The organism is Paenibacillus sp. FSL K6-0108, assembly GCF_045040695.1.
Taxonomy (GTDB): domain Bacteria; phylum Bacillota; class Bacilli; order Paenibacillales; family Paenibacillaceae; genus Paenibacillus; species Paenibacillus pabuli_B.
The window spans coordinates 3,602,917-3,622,897 of the sequence record NZ_CP150288.1 but is presented as its reverse complement, the minus strand read 5'-3'; the positions used below and the strand labels follow the sequence as shown (position 1 = coordinate 3,622,897).

Here is a 19,981-nt window from a genome sequence, read left to right as displayed (position 1 = left end):
TCCCCTGCATCTGCGACAATCGCAAACACAAGGGACGTTTTGTTTATTTCGGTATTGATGTTTCCTGATTCATACCACCGCTTATTTCAGAGACCATTCCGGCAAGCTGGTTGCAATCCCGCGGTATGGACTGACAGAGAGCCCATCGATCCGACCGTTATAGGCATAGACTGTTTTTTTGTAACTGGTGAAGATAACAGGCAGCTCATCGTTGAGCAGCTGGTACAGCTCTTTGTATACGGCCTTGCGTTCCTCAATGTCTGTCGTAGCCAGACCTTTGTTGTAAAGCTCTTTCACTTTGGGATTGTCGTATCCTTTCAGCTCACCGTCCACAAATTGCTGCACCCCGTCTGAAGGATCCGTTAGCATCGGTGTCGAGAAGGAAGCTACATCGTAATCGCCGCCCTCCACTTTAGAGACTAATGAGTTGAAATCGGCAAACACTTCAGGTTGGAACTGCACACCAATCGCTTCGAAGTTTTCTTTGGCTACAGCAATGAAGATGTCCGTGGCCGGACTTTTCGTTCCAAGGAAATGAAGGGACAGCTTTTTCCCATTCTTTTCACGGATACCATCCGCTCCAGGCACCCAGCCTGCATCGTCCAGCAATTGATTGGCCTTGTCCGGATCATAGGCATATGGATTAATACCATCCTCCGTATAAGACCAGGAAATAGGTGAAGTCGGGATGTTGGCAATAGCCCCTGCCCCTTGGTTGGCGTCCACATAGATGGACTGACGATCCAGGCCATAGGTGATGGCTTGACGTACTTCTTTTTCTTGTAGCTGTTCATGTTCCAGATTGAGCTGTAAATATCCGTATGTACTTGGTGTATAAGGCAGAAGATTGAGGTATGGGATATTTTTCAGCTTATCAATATTCTCCTGGGTAGCCGTAAACGAAGTGAAGTCGATCTCTCCGGTCTCAATAAACTGCCAGGTATCTCCTTCCGATGTTTTATAGATGAAATGCTCGGTTTTTGGTTTGCCCTTGTAGTAGAACTCGTTGGCAACGAATCGAACTTCCTGACCCGGAATGAACTTTTCAAGTTTGTAAGGGCCATTGCCTACAGGTGTTGCATGAAGATTTTTAATGTATTCGAGCTTTCCGAATTGATAGTCTTTGCCGTAATAAGCTTTGGACAACACTTCAGAGCCCAATGTTAGCAAAGCAGTCGCGTTTGGCTGTTCCAGGGTGACCGAGATCGTTAACGGATCAATGACCTTAATACCCTCAATATGATCTGCCTTTCCTTCGGTATACGCTTTGCCACCTTTCACCTTGGTCGAGAAAATATCATATCCCCCGTCATAAGACTTGTCATGCAGAATGGTCCAAGTAAAAGCAACATCATCTGCGGTGAGCGTGGAGCCGTCACTGAACTTGGAATCTTTTCTTAGATGAAACGTGTATGTACGCTGATCGTCGGACACATCCCAGCTTTCAGCGAGTTCAGGAACAGGTAAACCTTTCTCATCTACGGTTACAAGTGAAGCAAATAGCAATGAAGCCACGTTGCCATCATATCCACTTTGATGGAAGTATGGTGTGAAAGCCCCGCTGGGATCCGTAAGTCCCACAATCACCGTATCCGTTCGTTTTTTTGCCGTCTCAGGTAATTGATTCAGGTCCGTTGCCTGATATGGTGCATCCAGTGCTGCTGAGACCGGAGTCGCTTGAGTGCCCGAATTTGTTGTTCCGCTTCCAGCAGTAGTGGTCTCTGCTCCCCCACCCCCAGAGCATGCAGATAACATAATTGCGCTGCTGATCATTAACGATGCCACGGATAAACCTTTCACTTTCATAAAATCCTCCCCCATTCATAAATAATCCATATTTTTCTCGCTCAGCCGTTCCTAATTCCCGAAATATTTCAAAATATATATAATTCCTATGAAATTAGTAAGGTATAAGTTCGATAAGCCCTATTATAAGAACCGCATTTGGTTCTGTAAATAGAGAACCACAAAAAAATATTTATATTAAACCCATTAATATCCACTTTAAAGCGATAAAATAGCCGTACGTTTTGCGCGGATTTCCTGAATAAATTTCAGTTCATCCACAACAAACATACGGCTGTATAGAAGGAATACTTTTTTTCTAAAAACCACATTTTGATAAACGTTATTGCTCCAAATAATTCATGACATTCGGTACAATTTGTTCCAATGCATGGAGACGAAGAGAATATTCAACCAGGCTCTCTCCTTCAAAATGTGCATAGACCAACCCTGCTCCACGAAGCTTGGACAGATGATCATGCGTAATCCCTTTGGAGAGCTTCAAGTGACGAACAATTTCTATGAACGAACGCGGTCCCTGATGCAGAAAACGCATGATTTTCAGTCGGTTCTTCTCTCCCAGGCTGCGAATCACACGCAAATGATGGGTCGGAATATATTCGTGGTCTCCGATATACAATCTGGAGGAATAATGGCACAGCAGAGTATCCCCAAAATGCAGGATGACATTTAGCGGCTGAAAATGAAATTGGGGCACAAGCAGCAGTCTCTCCAATCCTTTTACATCCCGGAACATCAACCCGTTGGTCGCATCATCCAGTACTACTTCCTGGGGAGCTTGACTTAACTGTTCCTTGCGGTTCAAAACCTCCTGGCGCAGATGTTGTAAGATTGCAGGGTCAAGCATTCGAAAATATTGCTCATTCCACCCTGTTAAGACATAGATCATCTTGGTCTGGAAGGCAGCGATATCATTAGAATATGGAAAACTGTACTGGCTAAAAATATCATGGAGCTCAGGCACTGTTCGTTGGCTGAACCATTCAATAAAATCCTCCGGCTCCTTCGCCTCCACTCGCAAACAGACAAGCAGATACATCCATTTCCAATCATCATCCACGTTCATATGTTGCAAAACCGCAGCAAGCTCAGGTGTTAGCTGCCCTTCTGTTTCTTGCGCCCAGGCTATGGATAAATCAATCTTTTTATGCGATTTCCGGCAGATATATGTATGCAAGCTGGCCATGAATTCAAATACAGGTGTAAACCCAACCTCAATGCGATAGCTCAATCTTAATCTCTCCTATCTTGCAAAGTCGTTCCATTATACCCTGTTTGCAGCCGTGCATGCTACGATTATAGGGTAAACAAAAAGCCGCACAGTGGAAAAATCCACCGTACGGCCTCTCTATAGACTGGAATCTCCTATCTCCAAAAATAATGCTTTGGATTAGGCGCCTTCGCCTTCAACCATCAGATCCAGCTTAATCACATTCACACGCGAAATCCGCTTATGTTCGGTCTCTTGAATTACAAAGACATATCCATCATACTCTACCGACTGCCCTACTTCGGGTGGGATGGTATCTACTCTGGAGTATAACCAGCCGCCAATCGTATCATAATCCGCCCGGTCCATATCCAGCCCAAAGCGCTCACTAACCTCTTCAATCAGCATGAGGCCGTCAATGGAGTATTCCATCTCATCCACTTTCTCAATCGCCGGACGCTCCTGGTCAAATTCATCCTGAATCTCGCCCACGATCTCTTCCATGATGTCTTCAAGCGTTACAAGGCCGGAGGTTCCTCCGTACTCATCTATCAGGATGGCAATCTGTGTCTTGCTACGCTGCATCCGCTTGAGCAGGTCGCTGATCGGAGTGGAATCGGGTACTGCAAGAATCGGTCGAATCACCGAGATGGTATCTGTAAGCTGAGATCGCATCAGGTCTTTAATGTGAATAAAACCGATAATATGGTCTTTGTCACCGTTATAAACCGGATAACGGGTACGCATGCTCTCACTGGCAATTTCCAGATTTTCCAGCATGGACTGATTGGCATTCAGGCAGATCATTTCCGTCCGCGGAATCATAATCTCACGGGCGGTTGTTGCCGTAAAATCAAATATATTATCAACAAGCGCCAATTCAGTATTATCAATTAAACCGCTCTTATTGCTTTCTTTCATCAGAATACGTATTTCGTCTTCACTATGCGCCGAGTCATGCTCCGAGGCCGGTGCCATGCGAAACACTCTCAGCAGACTGTTCGCCATGCCATTCAATGCCCATATAAAGGGATACATTAATTTATAAAAGAACGTAAGCAGCGCCGCAGACCATAACGTGATCGTCTCTGATTTGCGGATGGCCATCGTCTTGGGAGCAAGTTCCCCGAGTACAATATGCAAAATCGTAATAATAACAAAAGCAATCGCAATGGAAATCCCGTGTACATATACCGGACCCATTCCAAATGCAGTAAACATGGGCTCTAACAGGTGAGCAATCGCTGGCTCTCCCAGCCAACCGAGTCCAAGTGAAGCAAGCGTTATGCCCAATTGGCACGCAGACAGATAAGCATCCAGGTTGCGTACAATATTGGAAGCATAAATCGCATTTTTATTACCAGTTTCCACTAAAGCTTCAATCCGGCTGCCACGAACTTTGACCATCGCGAATTCTGCCGAGACAAAGAAACCATTCATCAATACAAGCAAAGCAATTAAAAATAAATTTAATATACTCGGTAAGGGGTCACTCAAATTATCTTCCTATTCGCCGTCATTCTTCGGCAAATAGGTCCACCTCCTTCGAAAATGTAGGATATTTGCCATTCTGCCGCTCATATGCAGTTTCAACTTCCCAATGCGTTCACCTCCACCTTCTTCTGTCGAATAACAAGGATATGCTTCTTTTATTATATAATTCTACACTACACAGTCAATCCGTGTCCTATGACAACGAAATGATGCATACGGGCTATTTCGTTAACAAATGTACCGAATGCACCGTTTTTTTTACGTTTTACTAACAAATATATGCATCTTCGGGCTTACGGTTTAACTTTTCTCTTACGCTCCGTTAATCATTCATCTATATACTTCCAAATAGAACAACAAATTGATCTCGGAGGTATGTTCATGAAAAGCCATCATGCTATGAAATGGAATGCTTTACTACTCAGCGCAGCTGTTGCGATTACAGCCGTGCCTTGGCAGGTCAATGCTGAACCCGTATCTGCCCAGCAACAGACGGCCCCCGCCGCATTTACCATTTTACCTATTGACCGCGCTCAGATTCTGGCAGGCCAAAAGCTGGATTTCCGGGTTGAGCTGAACGGTGCCAAGCTGCAATCGAAAGACATTAAAATCCAGGTTAATGGCTTGTCACCGGACAAATACTTCGGCAAATCCGGAACCTGGACAAGCAGTAATGATCTGAGCACAGAATACACCATCAGGGATGTTGCCTTCAAAGAGAGCGATTCCATTGTGGTAACTGCGGAAACGACTGCAACAGGCAAGCGTACATATTCACGAGTCGTATACCAAGTGTTCGATCCTTCCAAAGGCACAGCCACGCTAACAAACGGTGAGCAGGCCAAAAATGTCGTGCTGATGATCGGCGATGGCATGAGTGCGAACATTCGCACTGCTGCTCGCGTTGTATCCAAAGGTATTAACGAAGGTAAATTCAATGGCTGGCTGGAGATGGAACAAATGGATGCCATGGGCATGGTCACCACGTCAGGCATGGATTCCGTCGTCACTGATTCGGCCAATAGTGCTTCCGCTTATGCAACCGGTCACAAAACGGCCGTTAATGCCGAGGGAGTCTACCCCGACAATACACCAGACCCTTTTGACGATCCGAAGGTGGAAAACATCGTTGAGCTGGTCAAACGCACACGTGGCATGGCTACCGGCCTTGTAACGACTGCGGATGTGACGGATGCAACACCTGCAGCGATGGCCGTACATACACGTAAGCGCGGGGAGCAAGAAGCGATCGCCAGCATGTATCTGAATGAAGCGAATCGACCGGATGTTATTCTGGGCGGTGGTCTGGAGTGGTTCCTTCCAGCAGCTGACGGCGGAAAACGCAAAGATGGACGCAATATTGTGGAGGAGTTCAAAAAAGAAGGATATACCTACGTTACAGATGCAACGAACCTGGACAAGTCTGCCTCTACCAAATCTTTGCTTGGTTTATTCCGCAAAGGCAACATGAACGTGTATTATGATCGGGAATATACTCAGCCTAACAACGCAGAGATTGTGGGCAAAGACACCGATCAGCCGACATTGATGGAAATGACCGACACAGCTCTTCAGGTACTGGAACAGAATAAAAACGGATTTTTCCTGATGGTCGAAGGCGCATCGATTGATAAACAGGCTCACACGATGGATTTTGAACGCTCCGTATGGGATGCCATTGAATTTGATCAAACGGTGGGTCAAGTTAAGGCCTACGCGAAGGAACACCCGGATACGCTCGTCATCGTCACATCCGACCACGGTCATTCCCTTACCCTCAACGGAACGTATAACACGGAAGCCGCCAAAGGTAAATCGGGCGACGAACTCCGTGAGTTGATCGGCACATATGCTGATTCCAAGTTCCCGACGTACGTGGATGCAAACGGAGATGGCTTCCCGGACAATCCGGATTCCGAATGGAAGATTGCTGTTGGCTGGGGCAATATGCCAGATAACAATGAGGACTATCTCGCTAATCCGGTACCAATCAGCCCTACCATTCAGGACCCTAATGTGAAGGACAAAACATGGTATATCGCTAACCCGGACAAAGATCCGGACGGAGTACACTATACGGGTAACCTGCCTCATGATGAAGGCCAGGAAGTCCACACATTCGACGATGTGCCAATCAACGCTTCGGGACCTGGGTCCCGTCTGTTCTCCGGCTATCTCGATAATACGGATGTGTTCCGCAAAATGGTAACTGCATTGAAGTTGGATGCGTCCAAATAAAATAACAGTTGAACTAGCAAAAGAGTATCCTAGCTCATGCTCAGGCATGGCGGGATACTCTTTTCTCACGATTTTATGGATGATGCGGATTAGCTGGCACGTTAGCTTACGAATTACCGCTCCACTGCTTCTAGTGCTTCAATCCCTTTTTCTTCTTCTGCGGCTCTCATCTATAGGATTACTACGGTTCCATTAACGGTGTCCCAGCGCCACGGCGTGTCTTCCTCTTCTCCTATCTGAAGACCTCCAATCCAGGATGTGTCATGCCTTAATAGTGCCCAATCCGCTTCTCCGTTCAGTACCTGAATACCGAGTTCGGTCAAAGACAAGACACCGTAACGGAATTCGTCATGATGCTGCTGGAAGTCAGGAAAAGCTTGTACACCACTTAGTTGAAGTAAAGCATGAGGTTCCTCCGTCATTCTCTTCAGATGAGCCCAGTACTCCAGATCACCCATTCCCAGAATATGCAGTTGGTCTCCAACATACTTGAACAATGGATAAGGGCTGTCCACGCCCTCTGTTACGGCCTCCAATGTGGATTGCTCAATGATGCCCAGTCCGTTCGATACAGAAGGCAGACGGGACAGGTGGGCCATGAATGCAGCATGTGCAAAAGGGAGCACCGATACATTTTTCAACAAGTAGTCCTTGTGATCCTGAATGTCAGAGGATGCATACGCTGCCCAAAACTCGCTGCCAGCCTGGATTTCCTCTGCCCCCATCACGTGCCATGTGCCTGATAAACGTCCAATCTGTGATGGTGTAAGCTGCCCAAGTCCCCGAAAATGTTCTATTTCCGGATAGGCATCAATGCACAGCAGATTCAGCTTTGTATTACGTAGGTCCTGTTCCTTGAAATAGTGCAGTAAGTACGATAGCATCGCCTGATCATAGAGATCATACTCAAACCACAGAACGATCTCTTTGTATTGATGGAATGATTGTAATGTTTGCTCAAGTTCCTTAATTTTCAAATATTCACTCCGGGGTATACCCAAGTGCCGCTCCAAATATTGTGCACGTTCACTTCGCGCCTTCTCATTCCCCATATTTCTCACTATAGGTCCAAATGTATAGAGCTCTCGCCAGACCAGAATTTCACCTTGAATCCCGCTTTGTCTTAGTCGATCTGCCGCATGGTCGCCATTCATAATGTGAAGCATTCCTTTTCCTCCTTCGTATAGATCACTAAATACTGAAATCATATCCGCCACAGGCAGTGAACGCCTGAGCCTGGATCTGGCATCATACAACCGTTTCTTCAGAGCAGGAACATTGACACCGAGGAATGCCGACATCTCCTTGAGCGAATAACCCTGAAAATAAAACAGTTCAACAGCAAGCTGCATGGAAGTTGGCAAAATGGAAATCGAATCTCGCAGAAGACGATGCACCTCTCCTTTCAAAGCCTGTTCTTCAGGATTATGAGCCTGATCCTGTTCCTGGATTACATCCTGAATCTCCAGAACCGGAATAGTACTATGCTGTTTACCTCTCATTAGACGGTAGCATTGTCTCTCCACGATGACTTTGAACCACCCGGGGAATGCATTTGGATTGTCCAATTTGGACAAATTCGCAAAAGCCTCTGTGAATGCCTCTTGTACAACATCTTCAGCCAGAAACGTATCCCCTAATTTTTGATAAGCGACAGCCAGTGCCATTCCGCGAAATTGCGTCACCAGCTGCTCATAAGCCTCGGCTTCCCCCTGAATTGCTCCATCGATCCATGCTTTCAATATGTTTTTCTCCTTCCTGTGCGCTTGCTGCATGATGTATTTATCTTTAAGTGCCCTGATTTGAGGAAAAGGTTACTTTCAATTTATGTTTTATTTCAATTTCCACTCTATATTATAGGAAAAGCCGTCCCGTTTGCGGAATAACTTCCACATTCGAGACGGCCTGTGTAGGGTCATGTTATATTATGTTCTTTTATTCGCTACAGATTATCTTCTACTTGGTTGTTGCGGATAGTTACCGATCACACCTGGATATTGATACAACAACGGCTCATCAAATGTAGCGTAGTCGAAATTGACCATCAAAAGCATAATCCGTTTTCCAGTGTTCGGGTCACTGATAATGATATGGTCACGTCCAGCTGCTTCCAGTATACCTTGGAAAATGCGGGCATTCCATTCTTTGTTTCCTTCATAAGTCATGTAGAACGTTCCACATTTGCCCAGGTTGAGCCGCAGGATATTTTCGATATAGGACTGTTCATACTGCGGTGCAGTTGTAGTTACTACTCCACCCGTAGGAGTCATTGGAGCACCACTAGATACGAGCGGAGGTACGCTGCCTGTGGAGCTAGGTGAAACCATGCCTGGTGTTGGCGACACCATGGGCATACCGTTACCGATTTTATAAGACGTTCCTTGCACTTGCGAATTGGCCTGTTGGCCCATAACTTGTGTCGGTTGATAAGGCTGGTTAATCATATTGATTCCTCCTAAAATTAAAATACACTCGGACAGTCTTCGCCTGTTGGACTGAAGAAACAATGCGCTTTGAAACGACCTGTATTCTGCTGGTTATACCAGGTTGGCGGACATTCCCCCGCAGGGCGGAAAAACCAAAGTGAATTGCTGGCTGGCCATATGCGTTCACCATTAATGACACGCTGTGCCAGGCGTATTTCCGATTGTCTTGCCCGTTGGTAGAAGTATCCCTTTTGTGTGGACTCGAAACCGCCCGGATTCTGAAACACCATTCGATTAATATCCCGGATATCACCGAAATCCAGACAATCAGCCAGCACCCGGTTTACACCCACATTGCCTACAAGCAGCATGCCTTGTTCGCCGTCACCTTCAGCCTCTGCTCTCATCAGTCTAGCGAGCAGTCTGACGTCTCCCGAGTTGGCTTTAATAACAGCCATATCCTGTTTCCTCCTTTGTTGAACCTCTGCATCACCGTATATCGTATTGTGCAGATGCCTATTCGGTGACACGATTTTATCTTTTTTTCATAAAAAAAGCCCGGAACCTCACCTTATGTGAAGTCCCGAGACATAACATTTCCTATATTACATGCCTATTCAGGGCTTGGCTTGAATCCAGTAATCGTAAGCATGAACGATATTGCCTTTGTAGGCTTTATACTCGCTCAACAGATCTGGAAGCAGTGCGAGCTGACGTTCCATTTCTGCTGCGCCCTGATCATAAAATGAAATATGTTTACCTTCAAAATTCTGTTTCATCTCCACCGAGATCAACAGCGGTTTACCCAGACGGTCCGCCATTTTCATTTCCTGGCTGACGACGTCAGCAATCCCATTGGAGCCTTCAGCAATGTTACGGAATGCCATCAGAGATACGTGATCCAGTGTCGTGATCATGTATTCACTGACAGACATGTCTCTTCCCGGCAACGGTAATGTATCGAGCCAAACGGCCAGATCGGCACTCGTTTCCAGATCACTGTCCTTTTTCGTCTCATCATGGAAATAAGCAATATTGGCCGCCCATTCGGTCAGCAGTGTATCCCGATCACTTTCCCATTCAGGTAGGGTGTATGGCTCAATATCAAGATGGATTCCCTCAAAACGCTCATCCGGTTCAGACTCGGCATTATATTTTTTTACATAATCAATCAAACGCTGTATCCGTGGTCGGTTTTCCTTTTTACCCCAGATTGGATGACCGCCCATCGCATGAACCTCAATACCTTGAGCCTGGGCACGTTTCACAAAGCTGCGATAACTGGAATACGGTTGATCCAGATCAAGCCGGACGTATAACCAATTAATGTTTTGCGCTTTGGCGAACTCCAGAATTTGATCACCACCATCATTCGTAACTTGAGACGCTTGCCAGATATAGGTTCCCCTGATTTCCGGTTGACTGGATGGATTCTCAGGTAATGGTACTTCCTCTGGCTCCAGCTGCCCCCAATACACGATGTCATGCACAGCCGAACCTGCGTAGGAAGTGTGATCCGTGAATGCAGATGCCACCTCGCTTATGACACTCTCCAATTGTGCTGTACCTTTTCCGGCAAAAGTCGTGAACTCTTCACCAGGCATGGGTTTGGTGTTTACCCCAACGGTAATCGAAGCATTTCTGGCGTCAGCCCATATCATTTCCTGTTCTACCAAACGTATAATTCCATTATTTCCTTGGGCGCTATCACGGTAAGCAAGCAGTGTAATATGGTCAAATTGTCCAATAAACCAGTGTGACAACGACTCGTTATCCGCATCTGCAGTCATTCTGCCCCCCGTCACGGTGTAAGAATCCAGCCAAAAAGGCAAGTCGACATTCACTTCAACCGCCCCAGCCTGCTTCACCTGTTCCAGTAATAGCTTCATATTGGCAACCCAGGATTGAACCAGCGGCTCGGCATCTTCTTTCCACTGTGGCAGCACATAGGGTTTGATATCCAGGTGAATGGCATCAAATCGCTCTTCCGGTTTTGCAGCCACGTTATAATTACTCACCCAGTCCGCCAGCTTGAGCATCGGTCCTTCACGACCACTCACTGCCCAAGAAGGATCTCCGCCAAGAGCTTCAACTGCAATTCCAGCCTTGCTGGCTTTGGATATAAACGTATGATAGACCTCCTGTGACAGATTCATATCTACATTCACATATAGTCTGTTAATCTTATGTTTAGCTGCATTCTCGAGCAGCTCATTTCCTCCATCACTGACAGACTTGGCCTGCCATACCCAGGCTGCTCGTATATCTGCGTCAGCATCAGCAGTAGATTCAAAGCCTGTCATTATAATCCCTCCAATCAGCAGTAATAGCCAAAACACTTTCCGGGATGAGTTCCCGAACATATTCTCCCTCCATTCCTGTACTGTGGTAAAATCACATTTATTATAGCAACTGAGTTATCAAAAACAAATAAGCCCAAGTGCTTAACTTGGGCTTATTTCTGCTATGTTTTCAAAAGTTTACAATCGACCGGAGAAATCCCGGTACTAGTCCTCATATATCATTTTTCGGGTCATGCCCCCGTCAATAATCAGGTTGGTCCCTGTGACAAAGGTATTGCTCGGATCGGACAAATATAAACAAGCGCGGGAGATATCTGAAGGAACACCCACACGCCCCGCTGGATGTTGTTCATGGTCCTCTGGCTTCAATTTTTCAACATTTCCTGTCTCAATCCATCCCGGACTGATACAATTGACCCGAATTTGGTCCTTACCCAAAGAGACAGCCATCGCATGTGTCAACGCCACGATCGCTCCCTTGGACGCTGCATAGGCCTCTGTTTCCGGCTCTGACATAAACGCACGAGTTGAGGCCATGTTAACGATTGCCCCACCATTTTTGTTGTGCTTCATATGTTTGGCCGCTTCCCGGCTTGCGAGAAAGCAGCTTCGCAAATTGGTATTGAGTATATCGTCCCACTCTTCCAGCGTTAGCTCATAGGGAGACTTCCACCTGGAGACACCTGCATTGTTTACGAGAACATCAATCTGGTTGAATTCGCCCATTGCCGTTTGAATGAGGTTCGTTATGTCCTTCTCTTGTCGCACATCACAGTGGACAAAGATGGCTTCTCCACCTTCATTGCGAATCGAAGCTGCCGCCGCAGCCCCTTCTGCTTCCTGATAATCTGCAAGCACGACTTTAGCTCCTGCAACTGCATAGGCCTCAGCAACGCTTCGCCCGATCCCTTGAGCTGCTCCTGTGACAACCACAACTTGATCTGTAAATGACATCATCTCGTCCTCCTCTATTTGGATGTTACTTTTATGACATAAGTCTACATATAATACACCGAATTTTGACCATAAATTAAAAAAAGTCTCTTCTTATATAAAAACACGTTAACCTCATTAAGAAACGCTTCTCTGTAAAAGAAATTAAAAAAAGCTTACGCCACTTCGGCGCAAGCCAGTCGGTTTATACGCGTACACGCTCTGAATACAAACGATTGTAGCGTTCGAAGCCTACATAACGCGTTCCCTTGAAAGAGAGTCGACCTTCATCTCCCTCGGCGCACAAGCCGTACTCATCACCATTCACTTTGAATTCAAGACGATCCCCGCTCTCCACTTCAAAAGTGATGTAATAAATCGTACGTGCTGTACTTCCTGGTTCGGAGTGCGACTGACTCATCTGCATTCTCCGGCTGGTAATACGTGAAGGTACGGTAAGCAGAGGCTCGGAGTTATTGCGCCCCCATCTCCATACTTCTTTTCCTACCGACAGAAGAACAATACCTATTATCAGGACAAATACTACCGGAAAGACGGTTCCAAAAAAATCAAACATCCAGGATGATTCAATGCCCATGTCTCTCCCCTCCGTTCTAAAACCTAGGACAGCCGGAGTCTTGACCCGTCTTCTGTAATATATATGCATATAAACAGGGAACTTGTTATTTGGAATTCAATTATTCAATCAAAACTCAATCCATAATCAGGGTCAAGAGGTAAACAATAATTTGTTACCATTAAGCGGAGTACTCTTTCAAATCAGAAACATATCCTATCTCAGAATAATAGATTGGAGGAATGATTATGGTTAAAACGCTTGATGCACGTACTTCTCTTGGGTCTAATGGAGTTACTCCGCTGAATGTCCCTCTTCCTGCAAACACGCCTACATTGGTTGGTATTGTTGGACTTAACATTGTAAATCCTGGGACGGTGATTCGTACTCAGTTCAATGGGACCTATCGAATCTCAGTTGCCAATCTATCTTCAGTACCCTCCTCCGTTCAGTTTCAGATTTACAGGAGCTCAACCAATACCGGTACGCCAATCTATGTCGTTTCCCAGCCTGTATTCCCATCTGCCGGAAGCATAATGGCCAGTTTTGAAGGTTCCGATTTTAATGTGCCTGCCCCGCCGTCCGGTCAACTCATCTATTCTTGTTATGTGACTTATATTCCCGCTGGCGTAGACCAAGCCACCCGCGTAGGTCCTGAATGCTTTAATGCAGTTGTTTACAGTGATGATTAATTCTGTTTAATTGAAGGAGGAAGGAGGACGTCATATGGTTCAAACGTTAGATGCACGAACCTCTCAGGGCTCTAATGGGCAAAACCCTGTAACTCCGAGCTTTACAAACGGAGTCCCTATTTTGTTTGCCCAAGTAGGGTTGCAGGTCAATAACCCAGGAACCTCGATCCGAACATTTTTTTCAGGTGTTATAGAAGTTACTGCCAATCAACTGCCTGTGAATGGCAATCTTGTCATTGAAGTCTATCGGGGGCTAGGAACTTCTCAGCAGCTTGTTTATCGCGCGGGGACCCTTGTCCTGGCAAATCCATTTTTTAGTCCTTGCGTATTCAGTTTTACCGGATCAGATTTCAATGTGCCTGCTCCTAGTAGCGGACAACTTGTGTATTCGGTATACGCCACGTTCACCTATAATCCCATATTCGCTGTGTCTAACGTCCGCTTAGGGCCAGAAAGTTTTAATGCAACTGTTTATTCGGAAGATTAATTTCAAAAAGAGAGAGATATTCACTATCTCTCCTACATAATGTACCGTGAAAAGCATTTTGTATTAGGAAATCAGAATTTTCCAATAAGAAAAACCCCCTATTGGGGGCAAAATATTGATGCAGCAGTATTTTTTTGATCAGTTATGATAACTAAGCGTACATCAAATCCATGAATCCCCGTGTTATTTCTCCACCATCTGTCTGATCGGTTTCATCTGCTTGTGTATACTTCGCCATGCAGGCTTTAACTTCTTCCTCTGTGGTACAACGATTGGCATCATCACATGTATAGCATAATTGGAGCATGTATCTAGTTAACTCGTCGGCCTGCGTGAATTGAGCTTGTTCATTCGTTCTCATGTTCATCACTCCCATCTCTTCTTGAATTCAATATAACATCATCAGGAAGGATATATTGTGATTTAATTCACAAAGTAATCGAAATAAAGAGAAACCCGCAGGTTCCTCTTTCAAATGATTGATCTGTTTCAAAGCTATTATAGCACTTTCCAATTCACACCGCCGTCTACGGTTTGTAATAACAGCGACCTTTTTGCATCCGTATTTTCGACCAGAATCCAGCCTAGTTTCGAAGAAACCATTTGGAGTTTGACGATCTCCGGGTACTCTTCAAGAATATTTTCCAATACTTGACTCAAGGGGAGTGCCTTCCAGGTCTTACCGGCATCTTTGGTGTAATACGTTTTGCCTTTTTGCACGCTCCATCCTTCCAGGGAGTTCAGAAATGTAGGCGTCAGACCGCGATTAATTCCGGTTTGTTTATTCAGGCTAAACGTTGATAATTGCCAGCTCTCTCCGCCGTTGGTTGTGAAAAAACCATTGAATGTGGTGCTTTCCCCTTGAGAGCACGATATCGACATCCAAGCTGTTTGAGATTGCCGTCCAAAAAACTGTGGCGAGCTGATGCTAAAGTTACCACAGCCGTTAAATTTGTTTCGATCAAAGAACGAGGGGCCCGCCTTCCAATGTTGGCCACCGTCAGCTGTAACATATAATTTCGGCGTACCAAACTCCAGAACAGTCAAGTATCCATGATCCGCGTCCGAGAAAGTCATACCAGTGGTATAACCCCGTGTTGGAATTTCTGCAGATGCTAGTTTGCCATCCTCGTCACTCGAGGTCATCTGGTTCCAGGTAATACCGCCATCTTCAGTAAGATACAATTTCTTATCTTGCTTGCCAATGGAAGTATCGGCTGTTGTCAATATCCAACCTTTTTCAGGAGAAACAAACGTAATGGCTGTCACCTTATCCGTCTTCGACAAGGAGGATAAGCTCCAACTCGCTCCTCCATTGTTCGTACGCAGCACCATCGTATCTGTTCCACCCAATCCTTCACGAATAATCCATCCATGTGTACTATCTACAAAATATATGCTTTGTCCATATTGCGGATTAGCTGGAAACTGAACATTTTCCGAAGGTGAGATGTTGGTCCATGTCTTTCCCTGATCTTGGGTGTAATACAGACGCAGTGCATTTCGCGTCACCCCCCATGCTAATCCGCCGTTACCATTCAGCAACTGGAAATCGGTTAACCGGGTCTGGATTTGATATTTGGCTGTATCCGCAGCTTGTGTACTGTTTGCCGGGGGAACAACAGTTAATGTCTGTCCCATATTCCCGTTATCTTCTTGTTCCTGTGGCGGTTCTGCCACCGGAGCCTCTCCTGAATTGGTGCAAGCCGCCAGCAGAGCAGCGATGCCAATAGACAGCAGTGCTGTCTGCGCGATTTTGATCCAATGCGAACGCAAGTGGGTTCCACCTCTCATTCCATAAGCAGGCGCGCATGCCTGTCCATTCTCATGTTGTTTTTACGATTCATCTGAATCCACTGCTCCTATTCTACCACAAACGATGTGGAAAAGGGGCATCTCCACTCTCTCCGAAAGTGGACCACGAATTTTTGCTGCATCTGTTTCCTCCATGAATCATAACCCAGGTTTCGGCGGAATTTTCCGCAAATAGACATGGAATGTGAAAAAGTTTACAGACATGGCTCGCTTTTCAGACACTTATCCCTTAATATGGATGGAAGTATACCCCAAAAAGGAGAGGATATGAAAATGGTAAACAGTGCAGCGCTTAAACCAAGTCGTGTCGTTATTGTAGGCATGGGTGCGGTGGGAACAACAACGGGATACACGCTGATGTTACGACAGCGTTCATCCGAGTTGGTATTTGTGGATGTGAATCATGATAAGGCTACCGGCGAAATGCTGGATATGAACCATGGTCTCCCATTTACCGGAGGCGTAAAAGTATGGGCAGGCGATTACTCGGACTGCAAAGACGCAGATATCATCATTATTACTGCGGGTGCGTCCCAAAAACCAGGTGAGACTCGAATTGATCTGCTGAAGAAAAATGCAAGCATTTTCAAAGAAATCATTGAACGTATTACTGAGGTTAATTCTCATGGTATTTTGTTGATTGCAACGAACCCTGTAGATATTTTGTCATATACCTCTTGGAAACAAAGCGGTTGGCCCGCTTCTCGCGTAATCGGTTCTGGTACGTTACTGGACAGTGCACGCTTTCGTTACCTGATTGGTAAAAACAAAGGAATTGATCCACGCAGCATTCACGCTCATATTATCGGGGAGCATGGTGATTCCGAAGTCCCAGTATGGAGTCTTGCCAACGTTGCAGGAACGAATCTGGAGTTGGATGAAGAAACGCAGCAGGATATCTTTGACCGGACCAAAAATGCGGCTTATGAGATTATTAATGCCAAAGGAGCCACTTCCTATGCAATTGCGCTTGCTTTGGACCGTATCGTGGCTGCCATTCTGGGCAATGAAGGCTCCGTACTGAACGTATCCACTTTGCTGGAAGATTATAATGGTGTATCCGATGTGTATCTGGGTGTTCCATGTGTTGTTGACCGCAACGGCGTGCGTGAGATTCTGCCACTTCCTTTGAATGAGACGGAAAAAGTCGCTTTCCAGGCCTCTGCCAACAAATTGAAGGAACAGATTGCCGGACTGGAGTAAATCCAGATGTTTAATTAATTACGATGCGTTATCGTGACCTTATTGCGCTAAGGTTTTATATCTAAAGGACCACTTGTATCTTCCTGATGAAGACGCGAGTGATCCTTTGGTCTTAGTAATAGCTTTCACTGTTGTATATCGTTAAGTTTCAATTCAATCTCTGGCTAGTTTATCAACCTTTTTCAAATGAACAAGAAAAGCAAACATTGCTTTCATAATTTAAGTTAACATAATAATTGTTCTGTAAATAATGAGATTATTTTCTCATTTCTGATTTCTTCTGATACCTTGCATTAAATGTATTATGTCTTCTCTACATCAAAATGCAAAAAAACCTGTCGTTTTGGACAGGTTTTTCTATTACTTGCTTCTAAATAAATTGAACTAAAGAAGCTTTACACTTGCCACTCCGATGACAGAACAATCTTCCGATCGCTGTTATCCCCATATTTTTTGAATCCTTTATATAAAGAGAAAATCCGGGGATAAAGGCGAACGCGTTGCTTCTTCAGGTTATTTCTGTCCTCTCCGTTATCGTGTAAATGTTTAGTTCAATTTATAAATATAAACCAAGTTTATCCTTTACATCTCAGCCACAAACGCGGGAAGTTTGACATCCAGTAAGGCCATTGCTTCCTCCTTCTCGCGGCTGGTTACGTGGGTGTATACCGTGGTGGTCTGAATGGATGAATGACCCAGCAATTCCTGAACCGTTCGCAGATCTGCTCCACGTCTAAGCATCATGGTCGCGAATGAGTGACGCAGTTTATGACTGGAATAGTTCACACGCTGATTGGAGGCTGATTCCTGCTGAAAGCGTTCAAAGGTTTCGGTTGATATCAGCTGAATGCTGCGAATCGACAAACGTTTTCCTTTTTGCGAAACAAACAACGCCTCTTCCTTCGCCCGCCATGGAGCCAGTCGCTCCTGAAGAGCCTCGGATAACAGTTTGGCAACCGTCTCGGGCACAGGCAGAGTACGCCATTTCCGGCCTTTACCGAATACGTCCAGCGTGCGCCGTTCCATATTATAGTCTTTACAGTTCAAGGCATGCACCTCTCCAACCCGCAATCCCATGTATCCCATGAGCAGAAAAATAGCCAGATTACGTGTACGATACTTGCCCTGGACTGCTTGTAAAAACCGCTCCAGGCCGCTTTCATCAAGGAAGACGGGGGCGCGATTTTGCTCAGTTTTGGACTTCTTGATCCCGAAAGCAGGATTATTGGTCACCAACTCAAGCTCAATCAATGACTTGTAAAAACAGTTCACCGCTGCGTGTTTCCGATTTCGCGTTGAGTCACTGACCCCCCTTTCCCGAGCTCGGGACAAGAAGGATAACACATGAAGTTTTTTGACCTGATCCAGTGACTTTCCGTTAATCGAGACAAGAAATTCAGCAACGTCACCTGTGTATGATTTTACTGTATAGCCCGTGTACCCCGCATCTTTCATCCATATGTGAAAAGCCTCAAGCTCCCCGGCGTATTGCTCCTGTATCTCTTCGGTCATCATCTGTGTTCGTCACCACACTTCTATTTATTAGTCTACAATTACAATGTTGATTAGTGGGATGATCTCCTCGGGCTGTCCCTCACTGCGGGTAAGTACAAATGAAGGCAGTGGATTCTCATGCAGTCCATTCACGGACTCACATATTTGAACATACAAGTCCATATGCAGCGTTTCACCTTTACCCTCAACATCAATTACAGGCCATGCTTTCTCTGTACAGGATGGCCAGTAAGCCAATTCGTTTACCGGCACGATGCTTAATTGTTTAATTTCGCGATGCAGACGGTATATTCCCGTGGTCTGAGGTTCATCACCCAGTTTGTCTACCGAAAGTTTGGTTCTGGAGTGTTCATCCGGAGCAGAATAAATCGAATAACACCAGGGTGTTACTCCCCATGCAATGGCCATGAGACCTTCTTCCAGTAAGGTATCTGAAAGGTCGCCCTCAGCGAAGTGTTCAATCAGATTATGATTTCCGGAACCAATCAGCTCCTCCACACGCTTCGCCATACGAGGCAGATCTGCGAGAATAAAGCCACCACTTCCGTAGGAGTCAAATACATGATTTTCCCGAGTCCACATAGCTTTCGGCGCTGTATTCATCTGCCCGGCTTCGGCTGGAAACAGACATATCGCTACAGTTACCACCTGAGCATATTTCACCATGGCTTGCTGCTCGGGCTCCAGTGGTCCCTCTGCGATGCGGGGTGTTTTGACATGCAGTGAAATTCGCAGCTCATACTCCCCTTCTGCAAAGTCCGCCCAATTCAATATAATTGGATGAACTATTCCTTCAATGGGAGCGAGTGAACATGTACTATCTGGTCTCAAGGCAACCGTATATTGTACAAATCCCAGCTCCTCTCCATATATGATAATGGCATCTTGTCGATCCATTGGTTCGTCCAACTGTTGTGCAATTACCGATACCTTTCGTCCATCTTTCAAAAGGCGCTGCGGATCAATCTCCAACTGAAACTCGTTCTTGTCCTCTGGATGTGAAATGATTAATTTCGTTTCAGCAAGTACGGCTGAGTCGACCAATGCAAACCCGAAATTTGAATTTTGGTGATGCTGATTGGTATGTAATGGTGTGTTCATGATACATCCCCTCTCCTATGTCTGATGGCATGTCACACCCCCAAATATATGTCATATTTGCCCTGACCGCAACCCTGGTTCCCACTGATAAAGATAGATGCATCACGTTTTAGATACCCATATATCGCCTTATCCATCTCTGTTTTTTAGCATCGCACGATCTGCTCTCACAAAAAAAAGC

Annotated in this window: 17 protein-coding genes; 4 read left to right on the top strand and 13 right to left on the bottom strand. The window is 45.6% G+C overall.

Translation table 11 applies throughout. The annotated features are described in order from the left end of the window. Positions 1 to 81 precede the first annotated feature (81 nt). From MHB49_RS16455 to MHB49_RS16445, 3 genes are all read right to left on the bottom strand, one after another. Positions 82 to 1,806, bottom strand: a complete 1,725-nt coding sequence (locus MHB49_RS16455) for an ABC transporter substrate-binding protein (protein ID WP_405156912.1) — start codon at positions 1,804 to 1,806, stop codon at positions 82 to 84. Between the two features lie 322 nt (positions 1,807 to 2,128). Then, entirely contained in the window at positions 2,129 to 3,037 is a 909-nt protein-coding gene (locus MHB49_RS16450) for an ArsR/SmtB family transcription factor (protein WP_405156911.1), read from the bottom strand. A gap of 159 nt (positions 3,038 to 3,196) precedes the next feature. Beyond that, positions 3,197 to 4,513, bottom strand: coding sequence for a hemolysin family protein (locus MHB49_RS16445; protein ID WP_348773271.1), 1,317 nt, complete (start codon positions 4,511 to 4,513; stop codon positions 3,197 to 3,199). A gap of 378 nt (positions 4,514 to 4,891) precedes the next feature. Here MHB49_RS16445 and MHB49_RS16440 point away from each other — a divergent pair, with 378 nt between their 5' ends. Next, positions 4,892 to 6,748, top strand: coding sequence for an alkaline phosphatase (locus MHB49_RS16440; protein ID WP_405156910.1), 1,857 nt, complete (start codon positions 4,892 to 4,894; stop codon positions 6,746 to 6,748). A 170-nt stretch (positions 6,749 to 6,918) separates the two neighbouring features. Here the strand turns inward: MHB49_RS16440 and MHB49_RS16435 are convergent, their stop codons facing one another. The 6 genes from MHB49_RS16435 to MHB49_RS16410 all read right to left on the bottom strand — a co-directional run bounded on the left by MHB49_RS16435 (position 6,919) and on the right by MHB49_RS16410 (position 13,008). After that, on the bottom strand, positions 6,919 to 8,490 hold the full coding sequence (locus tag MHB49_RS16435; RefSeq protein ID WP_405156909.1) for a sigma-70 family RNA polymerase sigma factor: 1,572 nt from the start codon (positions 8,488 to 8,490) through the stop codon (positions 6,919 to 6,921). A gap of 207 nt (positions 8,491 to 8,697) precedes the next feature. Continuing rightward, positions 8,698 to 9,192 (bottom strand): spore coat protein GerQ, encoded by a 495-nt coding sequence (gerQ, locus tag MHB49_RS16430; protein ID WP_405156908.1) that lies wholly within the window; start codon positions 9,190 to 9,192, stop codon positions 8,698 to 8,700. A gap of 17 nt (positions 9,193 to 9,209) precedes the next feature. Then, entirely contained in the window at positions 9,210 to 9,632 is a 423-nt protein-coding gene (locus MHB49_RS16425) for a cell wall hydrolase (RefSeq protein ID WP_247902894.1), read from the bottom strand. Positions 9,633 to 9,791: 159 nt separating this feature from the next. Next, positions 9,792 to 11,477 (bottom strand): hypothetical protein, encoded by a 1,686-nt coding sequence (locus MHB49_RS16420; protein ID WP_405156907.1) that lies wholly within the window; start codon positions 11,475 to 11,477, stop codon positions 9,792 to 9,794. A 204-nt stretch (positions 11,478 to 11,681) separates the two neighbouring features. Further along, complete coding sequence (locus tag MHB49_RS16415; protein ID WP_405157153.1) at positions 11,682 to 12,431, bottom strand: SDR family NAD(P)-dependent oxidoreductase; 750 nt, start codon at positions 12,429 to 12,431, stop codon at positions 11,682 to 11,684. A 184-nt stretch (positions 12,432 to 12,615) separates the two neighbouring features. Further along, complete coding sequence (locus tag MHB49_RS16410) at positions 12,616 to 13,008, bottom strand: DUF2500 domain-containing protein (RefSeq protein ID WP_247902892.1); 393 nt, start codon at positions 13,006 to 13,008, stop codon at positions 12,616 to 12,618. Between the two features lie 227 nt (positions 13,009 to 13,235). Here MHB49_RS16410 and MHB49_RS16405 point away from each other — a divergent pair, with 227 nt between their 5' ends. Next, positions 13,236 to 13,679, top strand: coding sequence for a hypothetical protein (locus MHB49_RS16405; protein WP_247902891.1), 444 nt, complete (start codon positions 13,236 to 13,238; stop codon positions 13,677 to 13,679). A gap of 34 nt (positions 13,680 to 13,713) precedes the next feature. Next, complete coding sequence (locus MHB49_RS16400) at positions 13,714 to 14,166, top strand: hypothetical protein (protein ID WP_247902890.1); 453 nt, start codon at positions 13,714 to 13,716, stop codon at positions 14,164 to 14,166. Between the two features lie 151 nt (positions 14,167 to 14,317). On the opposite strand, the gene MHB49_RS16395 is transcribed toward MHB49_RS16400, so the two are convergent. Together MHB49_RS16395 and MHB49_RS16390 are read right to left on the bottom strand one after the other, a co-directional pair. Further along, positions 14,318 to 14,527, bottom strand: coding sequence for a hypothetical protein (locus tag MHB49_RS16395; RefSeq protein WP_405156906.1), 210 nt, complete (start codon positions 14,525 to 14,527; stop codon positions 14,318 to 14,320). A 137-nt stretch (positions 14,528 to 14,664) separates the two neighbouring features. Continuing rightward, a complete protein-coding gene (locus MHB49_RS16390; RefSeq protein WP_405156905.1) occupies positions 14,665 to 15,960 on the bottom strand; it encodes a WD40/YVTN/BNR-like repeat-containing protein in 1,296 nt (431 codons plus the stop codon). Between the two features lie 294 nt (positions 15,961 to 16,254). Here MHB49_RS16390 and MHB49_RS16385 point away from each other — a divergent pair, with 294 nt between their 5' ends. After that, positions 16,255 to 17,184 (top strand): L-lactate dehydrogenase, encoded by a 930-nt coding sequence (locus MHB49_RS16385; protein ID WP_090898036.1) that lies wholly within the window; start codon positions 16,255 to 16,257, stop codon positions 17,182 to 17,184. A gap of 582 nt (positions 17,185 to 17,766) precedes the next feature. Here the strand turns inward: MHB49_RS16385 and MHB49_RS16380 are convergent. Both MHB49_RS16380 and MHB49_RS16375 read right to left on the bottom strand, forming a co-directional pair. Further along, entirely contained in the window at positions 17,767 to 18,699 is a 933-nt protein-coding gene (locus tag MHB49_RS16380; protein ID WP_405156904.1) for a tyrosine-type recombinase/integrase, read from the bottom strand. Between the two features lie 27 nt (positions 18,700 to 18,726). Continuing rightward, complete coding sequence (locus MHB49_RS16375) at positions 18,727 to 19,800, bottom strand: hypothetical protein (RefSeq protein ID WP_405156903.1); 1,074 nt, start codon at positions 19,798 to 19,800, stop codon at positions 18,727 to 18,729. Between the last annotated feature and the right edge of the window lie 181 nt (positions 19,801 to 19,981).

Excerpts from the sequence above, each read along its gene's own strand:
- MHB49_RS16425 (WP_247902894.1), bottom strand. The coding sequence starts at position 9,632 with ATGGCTGTTATTAAAGCCAACTCGGGAGACGTCAGACTGCTCGCTAGA.
- MHB49_RS16405 (WP_247902891.1), top strand. The coding sequence starts at position 13,236 with ATGGTTAAAACGCTTGATGCACGTACTTCTCTTGGGTCTAATGGAGTT.
- MHB49_RS16400 (WP_247902890.1), top strand. The coding sequence starts at position 13,714 with ATGGTTCAAACGTTAGATGCACGAACCTCTCAGGGCTCTAATGGGCAA.
- MHB49_RS16395 (WP_405156906.1), bottom strand. The coding sequence starts at position 14,527 with ATGAGAACGAATGAACAAGCTCAATTCACGCAGGCCGACGAGTTAACT.
- MHB49_RS16440 (WP_405156910.1), top strand. The coding sequence starts at position 4,892 with ATGAAAAGCCATCATGCTATGAAATGGAATGCTTTACTACTCAGCGCA.
- MHB49_RS16455 (WP_405156912.1), bottom strand. The coding sequence starts at position 1,806 with ATGAAAGTGAAAGGTTTATCCGTGGCATCGTTAATGATCAGCAGCGCA.
- MHB49_RS16415 (WP_405157153.1), bottom strand. The coding sequence starts at position 12,431 with ATGTCATTTACAGATCAAGTTGTGGTTGTCACAGGAGCAGCTCAAGGG.
- MHB49_RS16380 (WP_405156904.1), bottom strand. The coding sequence starts at position 18,699 with ATGATGACCGAAGAGATACAGGAGCAATACGCCGGGGAGCTTGAGGCT.
- MHB49_RS16420 (WP_405156907.1), bottom strand. The coding sequence starts at position 11,477 with ATGACAGGCTTTGAATCTACTGCTGATGCTGACGCAGATATACGAGCA.
- MHB49_RS16375 (WP_405156903.1), bottom strand. The coding sequence starts at position 19,800 with ATGAACACACCATTACATACCAATCAGCATCACCAAAATTCAAATTTC.
- gerQ (WP_405156908.1), bottom strand. The coding sequence starts at position 9,192 with ATGATTAACCAGCCTTATCAACCGACACAAGTTATGGGCCAACAGGCC.
- MHB49_RS16385 (WP_090898036.1), top strand. The coding sequence starts at position 16,255 with ATGGTAAACAGTGCAGCGCTTAAACCAAGTCGTGTCGTTATTGTAGGC.
- MHB49_RS16390 (WP_405156905.1), bottom strand. The coding sequence starts at position 15,960 with ATGAGAGGTGGAACCCACTTGCGTTCGCATTGGATCAAAATCGCGCAG.
- MHB49_RS16410 (WP_247902892.1), bottom strand. The coding sequence starts at position 13,008 with ATGGGCATTGAATCATCCTGGATGTTTGATTTTTTTGGAACCGTCTTT.